The 12,039-nt window shown below is 44.6% G+C and carries 12 protein-coding genes; 5 read left to right on the top strand and 7 right to left on the bottom strand.

Annotation, left to right across the window (positions count from 1 at the left end):
* The 5 genes from NDI44_RS27050 to NDI44_RS27030 all read right to left on the bottom strand — a co-directional run.
* On the bottom strand, window positions 1-479 hold a 479-nt coding region (locus NDI44_RS27050), incomplete at its 3' end, for a hypothetical protein (RefSeq protein WP_190416341.1).
* Between the two features lie 61 nt (window positions 480-540).
* Window positions 541-714, bottom strand: coding sequence for a hypothetical protein (locus tag NDI44_RS27045; RefSeq protein WP_190416340.1), 174 nt, complete (start codon window positions 712-714; stop codon window positions 541-543).
* Window positions 715-842: 128 nt separating this feature from the next.
* The gene (locus tag NDI44_RS27040; RefSeq protein WP_190416339.1) at window positions 843-1,697 is read right to left on the bottom strand and encodes a hypothetical protein; all 855 of its coding nucleotides are present in this window, start codon (window positions 1,695-1,697) and stop codon (window positions 843-845) included.
* 94 nt (window positions 1,698-1,791) lie between these two features.
* Window positions 1,792-2,040 (bottom strand): hypothetical protein, encoded by a 249-nt coding sequence (locus tag NDI44_RS27035; protein WP_190416338.1) that lies wholly within the window; start codon window positions 2,038-2,040, stop codon window positions 1,792-1,794.
* A 5-nt stretch (window positions 2,041-2,045) separates the two neighbouring features.
* Window positions 2,046-3,053, bottom strand: coding sequence for a ParM/StbA family protein (locus NDI44_RS27030; protein WP_190416337.1), 1,008 nt, complete (start codon window positions 3,051-3,053; stop codon window positions 2,046-2,048).
* A 210-nt stretch (window positions 3,054-3,263) separates the two neighbouring features.
* Between NDI44_RS27030 and NDI44_RS27025 the strand changes: the two genes are divergently transcribed.
* The 5 genes from NDI44_RS27025 to NDI44_RS27005 all read left to right on the top strand — a co-directional run bounded on the left by NDI44_RS27025 (window position 3,264) and on the right by NDI44_RS27005 (window position 10,038).
* Window positions 3,264-3,500: a hypothetical protein gene (locus tag NDI44_RS27025; protein ID WP_242037230.1), complete on the top strand. Its 237-nt coding sequence runs from the start codon at window positions 3,264-3,266 to the stop codon at window positions 3,498-3,500.
* Window positions 3,501-4,073: 573 nt separating this feature from the next.
* Window positions 4,074-4,295, top strand: coding sequence for a CopG family transcriptional regulator (locus NDI44_RS27020; RefSeq protein ID WP_190416336.1), 222 nt, complete (start codon window positions 4,074-4,076; stop codon window positions 4,293-4,295).
* A 296-nt stretch (window positions 4,296-4,591) separates the two neighbouring features.
* The gene (locus NDI44_RS27015; protein WP_190416335.1) at window positions 4,592-8,425 is read left to right on the top strand and encodes a plasmid replication protein, CyRepA1 family; all 3,834 of its coding nucleotides are present in this window, start codon (window positions 4,592-4,594) and stop codon (window positions 8,423-8,425) included.
* 536 nt (window positions 8,426-8,961) lie between these two features.
* On the top strand, window positions 8,962-9,267 hold the full coding sequence (locus NDI44_RS27010; protein WP_190416334.1) for a hypothetical protein: 306 nt from the start codon (window positions 8,962-8,964) through the stop codon (window positions 9,265-9,267).
* A 201-nt stretch (window positions 9,268-9,468) separates the two neighbouring features.
* On the top strand, window positions 9,469-10,038 hold the full coding sequence (locus tag NDI44_RS27005; protein WP_190416333.1) for a hypothetical protein: 570 nt from the start codon (window positions 9,469-9,471) through the stop codon (window positions 10,036-10,038).
* 391 nt (window positions 10,039-10,429) lie between these two features.
* On the opposite strand, the gene NDI44_RS27000 is transcribed toward NDI44_RS27005, so the two are convergent.
* Window positions 10,430-10,975: a hypothetical protein gene (locus NDI44_RS27000; protein ID WP_348235335.1), complete on the bottom strand. Its 546-nt coding sequence runs from the start codon at window positions 10,973-10,975 to the stop codon at window positions 10,430-10,432.
* Between the two features lie 426 nt (window positions 10,976-11,401).
* Window positions 11,402-12,034, bottom strand: coding sequence for a recombinase family protein (locus NDI44_RS26995; RefSeq protein WP_190416331.1), 633 nt, complete (start codon window positions 12,032-12,034; stop codon window positions 11,402-11,404).
* Between the last annotated feature and the right edge of the window lie 5 nt (window positions 12,035-12,039).

Raw genomic sequence — 12,039 nt, 5'->3', positions numbered from 1 at the left:
ACAATTTGCAACGCTGTTTGGAAGTCCATTCGTTCGAGCATGAGGGCGCTGCGTCCTTCTGCATCTAACAGCCTGACACCGTTTGCTGCTTTCTCACCCATCATCCGAACGTGCTGCTGGTAGCTTTTTCCTGCTAGGAATACATTGAGAATCTGTTGGTCGATTTTCTTGGCAGCGGCAGCGGCATCCTTCTGAATGTTGGCTACAAATTGTTCGTAAATAACCTGCCCTTCAATCAGGGTTTTGAAGTGTTTTTCGAGTATTGGTAGCACTTCGATGAGTCTGTCCATCGCAGCAGCTCTATCAGCAAACTCTGCTAACTGCTGGTCGGTCATGTTCGGAAGCTGTTCAAGGTCAATGCCGAAGTAATTCTTAGTCAACCCGACCAGGTTTTTATCTAGCGAATGTACTTTGTGGATACCAGATTTTTTCCCTTCGTACTTGACGATAGCAGTGCTTTTATTTGATGGAAAATCCATGATGACTCCTTAATCAAGTAATGTGCGAATGCCCTGCAATGACAGAGCGTTCGCTTGTGGTTTATCGACTCAATCCGAGCGCTCTTTCCATTCCTCGCTGTTCAGCTTCAAGTGTTTGGATGCGCTGATACTGCTGTTCAATGACTAAATCTTTAGGATCGGTTTGTGGCTGCTTTGTCATGAAGTAAAACCCGACTCCAGCCAAAATCAAAACAAGTCCGATGTAATCTTTCATTGGTTAATCTCCCTCTGGTACATCCCGTTTCTGATTCGGTGGAAGAACATTCTGGCGCTGCCCAGGTGAAAGCTAGGGGCTAACAGAATCCCTCTAATTGCAAGCACTATCGCGTGTTTCATGATTCTTCAAGCCGGAACTGCTGCGAAATGTCCTAGGACTTGAGCAACAGACATTAAATCCGCTTCTTCGTCGGTGAGAGTGGTGTAGCGATCGCCTTGTTCACAGAACGAATTGGGCGAGGCGAAACTCTCCTGATTTGGATAGCACTCCAGGCAGAACTCAAATTGATTGCCACCAGACATCCAATCGTTCCAGAACATATCGCCCGGTTCCCAATAAAATTTCCAGGGGAAATCGCATTCCACGCTCGGTTCTGGTGCGCCTGGTTGAGGAATCCAGTGCAGGGTGAAACAGATACCAGCCTCCACCCCTGATTGTTCTTTTTGAAGAAACTCAAACGCTAGGTAAAACTCAAAATCTGGGTAACTTTGTTGCGATCGCTCCAACCATTCTTGAAGTTGATTTCGTCCAAAAATCAATAACCCTAAGTCACCTTCAATTTCAAGCCCCCAGCAGACAATCCAGTTCAAGACCCGAAAGCGTTGCTCTGGATTGAGAGAGCCTTGTTGATGGCGTTGAATTAAATCTTGGTCTTCTGATATCAGAACATCGCAGTGAGTGCCAATTCTGTACAGCAGGTCATCTGAGGGTTTCTGGTTGTAGCGGCGGACTCTCTCTGTGACATAGCCCCAATTGATGGAGTCGGTTGAATTCCTTTTTCCTCTGCCTGAATGGTTTAAAAGGTTCTGGGTAATTCGTTGAGCTACCCCCCGAACTTCTGCGTCTTCGATGCGCTCGATGATTGGCTGGGGGTCGAGGTTCTTGTGGAATGCATCGGCTAATTCAATCGCTGCGTCTAAGTCAACTCCGAACGCGATGTACTGCCCATCGGGGAATCCAACTTCATAATCTGTCATCATTGAAATGTCTCCATTACTTCGGTTGTGTGGGAGCCAGTAGTCAGCGGAGGATGCCTGAGAAACTTCATGCCGCTGACTTACTGACACGAAATAGTTAAAGTTCGATTGGGCTTGACAGGTCAACATCTGGCTGTGGAATTGCAAAGTCATTTAATAAGTTTCCAGAAGAAACTGACTCGGCTTGATGTGGATTCGTGAGCCACCAGTTAATGAAGTGACGACCGTAACGGCTCAAGATAAGTGAAATGACTTCGCTGGTACTTCCGCAACAAGTTACCTGTTTAATCTCGTCAGCGATTGGCTTGACTTCAGAAGAAAGAACTACACGAATTTGGGTTGCCATTTTAACTATTCCATCCCCATTCCATAAACACTAATTAGCTGGCTGAAATTGGGAACGCTGGGATGGAATGCAACCTTAAACCGCTGCTTGGTTGCTTCGACTAACGGCTGCGCGAGTGTTGCAGAACCCCCGATAATTAACACTTCACCCAAGTCAGAAATCTGCGTTGTCCAAGCAATTTTCAACTTACTACGAATCTCGCTAATCCACTGCTCACGGGACTTCTGATAAATTGGCTCAAAGTTAATTTCTGTACTTCCGTAGCAGAAAGAGCCATTTTCGATAGCATCCATAATTAGCCCCAAGTTTGCAGAATGCCCTAGTTGCGGAGTTAAAGCTGCTGCAATATGTGCCGCTAATTTGAACGTGCCGGGAAGGATTACATCGGCACCTCGGATTAGTGTGCCGTTACTGGTAAACAATCGACCAATGCCAGTCCCCCCACCAAGGTCAAGGATGCCATTAATTTTATTGGGCGCTCTGAACAATCCTTTAGTTTTTGCGAACTTGTAAGCAGGGAAGCACTCATCAACTGGCTCAACCTTCTTCACGTTGGCTACCAAGTCAATGCCATTGCGACTGAATTCTTTTATCCCTTCAATTCGCTTAATGGCTGCAATCGCTTGTTGATTTCGAGAGTCCGGTAGTGCAACTACCATCGTCTCGATTAGAACTGAACTTTGACCTGGATTGGGTTCAATTGCAACTAATGCCAACAACCAAGCGAGGTCGCATTTATTCCCCTCAAAAACTGGTTGACCTCCTAGTTCAATCGCTACCTGACCAATGGCATAACGCTGTTCCTCAAACCCGACAACAACAGATTTTTCATCAGGCTGAGCGTCTTCCCAGCTCTCTAGTTGTTTGATATTCGAGGGGATAACTCGCACTCGATTTAGAGGATCAAAAAACTTTAGATATCGGTTTCCGCCATCCAACACAACTTTTTTCCTCAAGAGGACGTTGGGTGGATGACCGAAACCGTTAAACGGTCTGTCTACGGATATCGTCATTGCAATTAATTCCTTGCGTAATTAGCTTGAAAGTCTTGTTCAGTCAGCGTCCAAGGCATTCACTTTGAGGTAGAAAAGTATTCGCCGCCTTTAGTACAGCGAAAGTACCTCTAGTGCCGTGATGCGTCTATAAGTGTTATAGTAATTGTAGGGTACAAATGTGTCAAGACACATAATGCCCCTTTAGTTTAGAACACTACTGTAGGTACTATGGATTCAGGTATTTTGGATATATTTTGGATGCCAGAAAAACGGGATGGGCAGGAGATAATTCGGCTTTACTTGCCCGCTGAATTGAAGGAAAAATTTAAACTCTACTGTCAGCTCAAGGGGCTAACCATGACTGAGGTGGTTAAGGAGCGGGTAGAGCAGTTAGTAGAATCCGAAGATTTCACTAAGTTGCTTGGAGAACGTCTTAAAGAATCCCCCGCTAAGAAAAATGACTGATGGTCGCAACTTCCCCAATAAAACAAGGAAACTAACGGGGTTTGAAGAGTTTGGCCATGCTCCACTGTAGGCCTGCCCCCACTTCAACCTTGAAGTTGTTGAGTTCGGGATACCTACCAAAAAGACCTAAGCTTTTTGTAACGATTCATTACTTTCAGTCAATTTATAAAAAATAAAGAAATTCATAAAAGGCAATCACTGCAACAGTTTCAGACTTTAAAAAACTAAAAATATAGGGGTCAAATATGGCACTACATCCGTTGGGATGCAAAAGCTAAAATCGCCATTAAATATATATTTGTATATACAAGTATATATAAGCAACCAGACAAGTATGCCAAGTTTAAGTGCTACTTGTGTGCCCACAAACCCATACCCGCTATACGTTTGAGACATTAAAGAAAAGATTAAGGTTCTCAAAAAAGCTATCTTTCAAAAATAAACATTGAAATCTATTTAGTAAGTAAAGTGTTGAAGAAGCTTGGGGGTTCTGGAGACACCATGAAAGCCTCCTTTTTTTCTGATACACTGACATATAATCGAATATGCTAGCAAGGCGTATAAAAACTAAAAATGGCAACCAAAAGCCTGAGAATAACTCAGTGGATAGACCCGCACCAAAAAGCACGACTTACGGCTGCCGCACGGCAAGCTCGGATCTCCCATTCTGAAATCGTGCGCCGCGCCCTGGACACATACCTTAAACAGCTAGATTCCAGGCAAGCGAAAAATAACTCAGCCGTTGAACCCACTAAGTCATCATCACAAGGAGGTAGTCAAAAAGAGAAAGCGTAAAACACTGTCTGCCATTGAAGCTGGCGAACAGCCTTTCACGCAATTAGTAAAAAACAGAGAGCCTATGCTCTAAAACAAACGAGAAAAATCGAGAGAATTTAGCCCTAATAAAATAGCGATTCAAACTTGGCAGGGAGAACCTATTTTATTAGCAACCAGTTGCGTTCAATCGTAACTACGATTGTCGATACTTCTAATTTAGCATCGAAATGCTTGTTCATGCACCAGTGGCAAGCAAGCTGATTTAGTAATGGTGGGCTAAATTCTCTCCCTACCCCACGCAGGAGAGAACAAGGATGTTGAACCCACGCCACCGTAAAGAACTACAAGCCAGTGGAATCCATGACGATCTCATCGAACTGAACGTGCGATCGCTCAAAGGATACCAGCCTCACGAGCAGTTGCTCTACTCCCCAAAAATAGAGCGAACGAATACTGGTCGAGTTCCCTTGTGGATGCTTCGCAGATACGAGCATATCGAGAAAGGCGGCTGGTGGTGCAGCGGTTTAGATCCATTGGATGACTGGAAGCCAATGGACTGGGGTGGCTTTAAACCCGATTTCCCCAAACGCCTCGACGATGGGAGATTGATTAAGTACGAGCATCCACCCCTGCTACCCACACGAGCATTCTTCCCAAGAATCAGTTTTAGATTAGCTCACAAAATTGCACGGCGATATGGGTTGGAGGATGAGTTTTGGGAACGGGTTTCACAACTACCCACAGTGCAGAAAGGTTTTAAATCCTTAAAGATTGTCGAAAGCGATCGTCCTAGTAAATTTCCTAAGTTAAAAACTCAAGTCCTGGGGAAACAGCTTAAAAGGCGTGAGGACACTGGTTTTTGGAAATGGGTTCTAGATAATAAAATTCCGGTCTGCGTCACAGAGGGCGCGAAAAAGACAGCATCGTTATTATCGGCTGGGTTCGCAGCGGTTGCATTGCCTGGAATCAACGGCGGGTATCGTCAACCCAAGGATGAGTTTGGAACTCCAGTAGGCAGTCGTAAGTTAATTCCGGAGCTGGAGATTTTTAAGGATCATCCGATCTATATCGTCTTTGACAAAGACCAGAACCGGAAGACTATTCGGGCGGTCAACAATGCAACTACTCAGATGGGGCTTTTGCTTCGGAAACAGGGTTGCCCAGTTCATGTGATTACTTGGGATGAACCTCAGAAAGGTGTCGATGATTTTTTGGTAGCGCATGGGGTCGCAGCTTTTGAAAAATACTACGACTCGGCTCTATTACTGGAAGAATGGCAAGTGCGTTCTTACACTCAACTCACTTACCCAGTAAATGTTGCATTAAATCAACAATATGTAGGCAAGCCGTATATCCCCCCCAATGCCAAATTACTTGGAATCAAAGCCCCGAAAGGAGGGGGAAAAACTGAATTTATCGCCCAAATGGTGCATGACGCAATGATGCAGGGTAAATGGGTATTAGTCCTGACCCATCGGGTGCAGCTTGGGATGGAGCTATGCAGAAGGCTGTGTCTCCCTTACGTTACTGAAGTTAGCGATTGCCCGACTGGTAAACTTCTGGGATTTGGGCTATGCGTAGATTCTCTGCACCAAAAATCTCAGGCAAAATTCAGCGCTGAAACTTGGCGAAATGGCGTTGTAATTATTGACGAATGCGAACAAGTTATTTGGCACTTGTTGAACTCCAGCACTTGTCAACGCAATCGCGTTCCAATCTTAAAAGAATTTAAAACCTTAATCACCAACGCACTCACAAGCGAAACTGGACAAGTAATTTTGAGCGACGCTGACCTTAGCGACGTATCAATTGATTATGTGCGAGAGTTAGCCGGAGTCAATGTTGACCCGTGGATCGTTGAAAATACATTCAAGCCTGAAGGGTGGAATGTTTTTCATTACGCCGATAAGACCGCAGCGAGTTTAGTAGAGGCGCTTAAAAATGACATCTCCGAAGGAGGGCGACCTTTTGTTTACTGCACCGCACAAAAGGTTAAAAGTGCATTCGGAACCCGAATTCTTGAGGCAATGCTTAATCAGGAATTCCCAGACAAAAAGGTTCTCAGGATTGATTCTGAAACCATCTCAGACCCCAATCACCCTGCCTTCGGATGCACCACTCGACTAAATGAAATATTGCTCAATTATGACATCGTGCTATGCTCACCCTCACTTGAAACGGGGGTGAGCATTGATATCAGAAATCACTTCACTTCGGTTTGGGGAATTTTTCAGGGCGTTGTACCAGAAAGTTCGGCACGACAAGCATTGGCGCGAGTTCGGGAACCTGTAGATCGCCACATCTGGGTAGTTCCTTACGGACTAGGGAAAATTGGCAACGGCTCTATCAGTATCAACAGTTTGCTGGCGAGTGAAAACAAACTGGCAAAGAGTAACATTGCCATCCTTAAAAATGCCGACTTTCAGGATGTAGACGTTGATACCAATTTCGATCCAGTAAGTCTGAGAACTTGGGCGAAAATGGCTGCCAGGGTAAATTCGGGGATGCTATCTTATCGGGAGTCGATTCTTGATAATTTAACAACTGAAGGGCACCGAGTTTCTACCGTTGATTGCTCAGATGGCTTTGACACTTGGGAAATGCTTGACAACCTTCGGGAGGTTGAGTGGTTTAAAGAGACAAAAGAGATTGCCGACTCTTCTGAAATAACTCAGGAACAATATCAGGAGCTAAAGGAAAAGCGATCCAAAACTAAATCGGAACGCTACGAGGAACGTAAGCACTCTCTGTCGCTACGATACGGAATCCCTGTATCGCCAGACCTAGTAACCAAGGATGATGAGGGCTGGCATCCTCACATACAGATGCACTACTACCTCACTTTAGGCAGAGAACATCTTCTGCCGCGAGATAAGAAACGGCTGGATGCCATCAAACAACAGGGAGAGGGTGCGGCGTGGATTCCCGACCTAAATAAGTCACTTATCTGTTCACGAATTGCCACCTTAGAAAATTTGGGTGTGCCCAACTTGTTAGATAGAGAACGGAGATTTAAAGCTGGTGATGATGACCTTCAGGCAATGTCTGAGAAGGCAAAAGCTAACAAGTGGCAGATAAAGAAAGCGCTGGGCATCAGTATAGGCGAGGAAGAGTCACCGATATCAATTGTTCAAAAGTTGCTGGACACGCTTGGTCTGAAATTGGAGTACCTTTGCAAGGAAGGGGAGAGAGGTCAGCAGAAACGAGTCTACGGGTTTGTAGACCCAAAGGACGGGCGCGAGGAAGTGTTCGCGGCGTGGCTGGCACGAGATAAAGCGGCAGCAGAAACATTGGCACGAGAACAGGCTGAACGAGAACAGGCAGCACAAGAACAGGCTGCACGAGAACAGGCTGAACTTCAAAATGTATCAAGTTGTGATACCGTAGTCACCTCCGGTAATAAAGAGTATTTAAATACCGATGGTGACTACCAAACTTCTCCCCAATCTATAAACGAGGGGAGCGAGGGGAGCGCGGCGGTACGGGGGGCAGGGGAAACAAAGGTTGAGACGGCTGTTCGGGTGTTGAAATGGGTCAACACTCCAGGGCTGGTCACGGCGGTATTCGAGAAGTTAAAGCGGTTCCCTCAAGAGATGAAGCGCGAAATTTGGACATCAATTCCTGACGCCAGACAAAAGGAACTTAGAAAGATGGAGAAGGACGGACGCAGAAAGATGGAGGAGGATAGACGCAGGCTTGCCGAAATTCCCGTACATCTTCAACCAGCGATTACTGAAATTCAGCAGAAATTGCTAGCTGCGACGGAAACAGAAACTCTTGAGATGTATAAGATCGACTATTTATCGAACTTTTACGAGGACTGGTATTACTCCGTTGAGGAAATCCGTCAAATCAAAGACGGCATCTGGCTGGGACTCTCCGAAGAGGAGAGGGGGCAGATTCGCAAAAAAAAGGAGTCGGCTGAAGCCCGATTGTTAGCGGAAAGTAAGTCATTCCGGGCAGCGAACCACGCACCCGAACCCTCGTTCATCCCCGGTCAGCGGGTGGAATTTGAGGGTAAAGCTTACGTCGTAACTGAATCAACTCATAGTCACAGCCAACTCCAAGGGCTTCATGGAGCAGTAGCGAATTGGGAACTTAAATTACTTGAGCAGGAGGCAGACCTAATGGCGAACGCCTTTGTTTAAGAGAGCGATCGCAACTGGTTGTTGTATGAAGTAGTGAACGGCGATGTCTTCTCTTTCCTCTGAAGCAATCCGTCCCAATTGGAACTTAATAGGGATTTGTCTGGGCTAACCTCGAATAGAGTGATCGCACTGCCTCAAAAAGTTGATTTCTCGTTGGGCAACGCTTCCTAATAGAGACGGGGAAGTAAGGGCGGTACTGGTGACTTTGAAAAACAGATAATAACGGCAACAGCTCCCACAAATATCTAAATTACTGAAGCGTTGGTTTAAATTAAAAGTGCGATCGCTAACCCTCGCTAACCTTACATTCTGGCAGCGCACTTTCCCATACAAATTGGTCCTTAATTCAGTAATTCAGCAATTTAGGCTCTTAGTGATCTTATTGGATGCAAAGACCTCACAGCGTATTCTGGAGAGTCTTTGTCTTTGATTGAGATGTTAAAATATAAGCAAATAAAATCAACACACTGCGACTAGCTTCCACTATCGTGTCAACTCCTCTCAACTATCGCAGCACTTATCCTTGTGAGGAAATTATGGAGTTGAACGAAAGAGACAGGCTTATCGATGAGATCCTTGGAAAGTATTGTGACCTTCTTTTAAAAGGGAAGACATCAGAGCAGGCATACGACATCCTTGTACTGCAAGGATACGACAAAAGTTTAGTCGATCTTTGTCTGCTTGACTCAATGACTTTCATGGCTCATGTAGTGTCCGAAATAACTTCAATGATAAAACGCGGACTATCTCCAAATGAGGTTGCCAAAGCTTTACGAGGAAAGGGTTATCCAGAATCCCTCATCAAAACCTTCATGGAGATGTTCCTTAATCCTCCGGATTAATGAAGTTTTACCATCGCCCCGGCAACGAACCTGCTGTGTCTGGTAATGGGTAGTAACAGTACCCATGCAATGCAAGCCCCTCCTAGAATCCACTAAGAGGGGCTTAATGGCGATCGCTCCATAAAAGCAGTCTAGTTTCGGTAGTATTTTGTTCTAGCTATTAATTTTAAAATATTAGCTAGAACATATTCAGCCAAAATCATGTCAAAACGGTGCGGACTTTCGTTTGACTGTGGAGTAATGATGCAGCAACCAGGATTAGATCCAGGGGACTGCCCAAACTATCGAACGTGCGGATCTGCCGGGAGTGCAGATGAAGAGTTGGAATTTATTTGGGGTGAAAATCATGAAACGATTCGTCTGACCCGTTCGGAAGCGGCAATCAGAATGTTGAAAAATCGGGGCTGTTCTCAGAATCTTGACTCGCTGGAAATCAATAATTTAATTAGTGAAATTCAAGTTGCATTTGAGGAAGTCAAAGAGAGATTGGGTCAGTTTGAGAATGCTTATATCGCGCCCATTGGTTCAGAGGTTCACTCTTACAGTGTTAAACGTGGGAGGAAAGTTTATTTGTACAATAAACTGGCAGCGAGAGAAAAGATTTTTGGGTCAGCCGGAAGAGTAAAGGTTATTCATCTGAGCCACGATAATGACTCGCGAAATATTGAAGCTCGTTTTGGGATTGAGCGGCGCAATCAGTTGACCAAAACGCGAACAAAATTAAAAGAAATTCAAGAGCAGTTAACACAGACTCTGGATTTGTTGGAATAAGTAGTGACTACTGTTTTCAAGTTCCAATTGGGTATTATATCCACTAATTTAGAATAGTGCGATCGCAACTGGTCCTTTTATCGGGTGCGTCTCTATAGGATTGAGTTGAAGGATACAATGCGATCGCGAAATTAGATTTCAAACTGTGAATCTAGCAGTCAGACTTTACACTCCAGCCATAAATCGTACCTGCAATCTCTAGAAGTTGCAATTACAACCTCTAATGATTAGCCTTTATTTGATTACAACCTGTAGCTTATGTCGCCTACATAGCGGTAGAACGGCAAAATGCAGCGGCGGCAGATAACCGCGAACGACAGACTAGCGGCTTTCGACCGTCCACTGCCATGCAGTATTAAGCTTAGGCATTAGATTGGTTAGATTGTAGGCTTTAAAGAAAATCTGGTGATTTAGACAAATCCTCAAAGGTTTTCAAACCCTCTCTTAAAGACTCTATGATCCACCTTAGTTCTTCAAGTTGAGCTAATAGTTTGGGATTTTGTTCGTCTAAAAGGGTAATCAAATTGTAGTAATCTTCTACAGAACTGGTATCAAGAAACGCTAGTTGTTGATGAATTAATTTGTTTCGCTCACCTACAATGTTAGTAAGTTTGCGTTTTTGTTTTTTTAAGAAATCTGGATTTTTAGAAGTAACCTTAAATGAGAGAGAAATCCCTACCCCAGAGAAGTCTGGTGTAGGCTCAGTTTGACTAGCATCTCCCAAAATATTTTTATTAAATTCCTGAACTAACGTACCCAAGGTTTGTTTTTGGAGTCTGGTTTGATTCTTACGTAACTGATCTGAGATTGTTTTTCCAGTCCCCTCTAATTGGCTTACTGAAAGCAAGTGTTTGAATGCTGCTTCGATTTTTGAAAAATTAACTATGTTTCTCCCCAGTTTTCTTAGTGCTTCAGCTCTAACTGCTTCAATATCCACTGACTCATTCATAACGACTAATGTACTGGATAACACCTTTACCTTCTAGGATTATCCGTTATATCTGCTATGACACCCTAGTTCTAAGGAATTAAACAGAAATTTTGCAGGTTAAGTCCGGAATCTTGGGTATCTTCCATCACTTCTGATAGTTAATCTGGAAAAGCTGGGGTGATATCCGTCACTTTTGCTAAATAATATCCCCTGTATCAGTCTTATCCAGCATTTACCAACGTCGCGACCGACCGCTCCGATACGGCTTTTCCGCTTGCTATCTAAACGGGATAAAATTTCTTCTTTTCCTAGTCGTATTCCCAGCAAAAACCATCTGGATCTAAACTTTGACTTTGAGACAATTATTCTCATTCCGTCCCAATTGGGACGGGTCTTGGGGAAAGCCCATTGGTGTAATCGTGTTATTGGAGTTTATTTTTGATTCGGCAGCGCTTCTCGTGAATCCTGCACAATTCTCATCACGGTGTTTTTTGAAAGCTCCAGTGACTCGGCAACTTTCCGGTAGGACAGTCCTTGCTGTATTAGCTCCAAAACCTGTGATTCTTTTTCTCGAACGAGAGCCGGAATGTACCCCGGTTGTCTACCGAACTTTTGACCTCTCGATTTAGCCGCTGCCATGCCCGACCTTACTCGCTCTTTGATTAGGTCGCGTTCAAATTCTGCCAGACCTGACATCAAGGTTGCAATTAACTTCCCTTGTGGCGTGGACAAGTCAAATTCCAAGCCAGTCTGAGCGATAAGCGACACTTTCCGACTTTGTAATTCTTGCAGTGTAGTGATCAGGTCGATGGTGCTACGCCCCCATCTGGTTAACTCGGTTACGAGAATTGCGTCAATTTTTCGTGCCTGCGCTAATGCCAAAACTTTCTTTCGCTCAGGTCGGTCGTCTCTTGAGCCTGACGCAGACTCTCTAAAAATCTCCACTACTTCAAAGCCTGCCCGTGCCGCATAAGCGAGTAAATCTTTTTCCTGGCGATCGCAATCTTGTTCGCCTGTACTCACTCGGCAGTAAATGACTGATTTTCGTAGTTTGGATTGTCCCATTTAAG

Source organism: Trichocoleus sp. DQ-A3 (assembly GCF_039961975.1).
GTDB lineage: Bacteria > Cyanobacteriota > Cyanobacteriia > Cyanobacteriales > FACHB-T130 > FACHB-T130.
This window is presented reverse-complemented; position numbering and strand designations above follow the sequence as displayed.

What these genes read in the sequence shown, in the direction of transcription:
- NDI44_RS27020 (WP_190416336.1), top strand. Translation starts at nt 4,074, where the DNA reads ATGGCAACCAAAAGCCTGAGAATAACTCAGTGGATAGACCCGCACCAA.
- NDI44_RS27035 (WP_190416338.1), bottom strand. Translation starts at nt 2,040, where the DNA reads ATGGCAACCCAAATTCGTGTAGTTCTTTCTTCTGAAGTCAAGCCAATC.
- NDI44_RS26995 (WP_190416331.1), bottom strand. Translation starts at nt 12,034, where the DNA reads ATGGGACAATCCAAACTACGAAAATCAGTCATTTACTGCCGAGTGAGT.
- NDI44_RS27010 (WP_190416334.1), top strand. Translation starts at nt 8,962, where the DNA reads ATGGAGTTGAACGAAAGAGACAGGCTTATCGATGAGATCCTTGGAAAG.
- NDI44_RS27045 (WP_190416340.1), bottom strand. Translation starts at nt 714, where the DNA reads ATGAAAGATTACATCGGACTTGTTTTGATTTTGGCTGGAGTCGGGTTT.
- NDI44_RS27030 (WP_190416337.1), bottom strand. Translation starts at nt 3,053, where the DNA reads ATGACGATATCCGTAGACAGACCGTTTAACGGTTTCGGTCATCCACCC.
- NDI44_RS27025 (WP_242037230.1), top strand. Translation starts at nt 3,264, where the DNA reads ATGGATTCAGGTATTTTGGATATATTTTGGATGCCAGAAAAACGGGAT.
- NDI44_RS27040 (WP_190416339.1), bottom strand. Translation starts at nt 1,697, where the DNA reads ATGATGACAGATTATGAAGTTGGATTCCCCGATGGGCAGTACATCGCG.
- NDI44_RS27015 (WP_190416335.1), top strand. Translation starts at nt 4,592, where the DNA reads ATGTTGAACCCACGCCACCGTAAAGAACTACAAGCCAGTGGAATCCAT.
- NDI44_RS27005 (WP_190416333.1), top strand. Translation starts at nt 9,469, where the DNA reads ATGTCAAAACGGTGCGGACTTTCGTTTGACTGTGGAGTAATGATGCAG.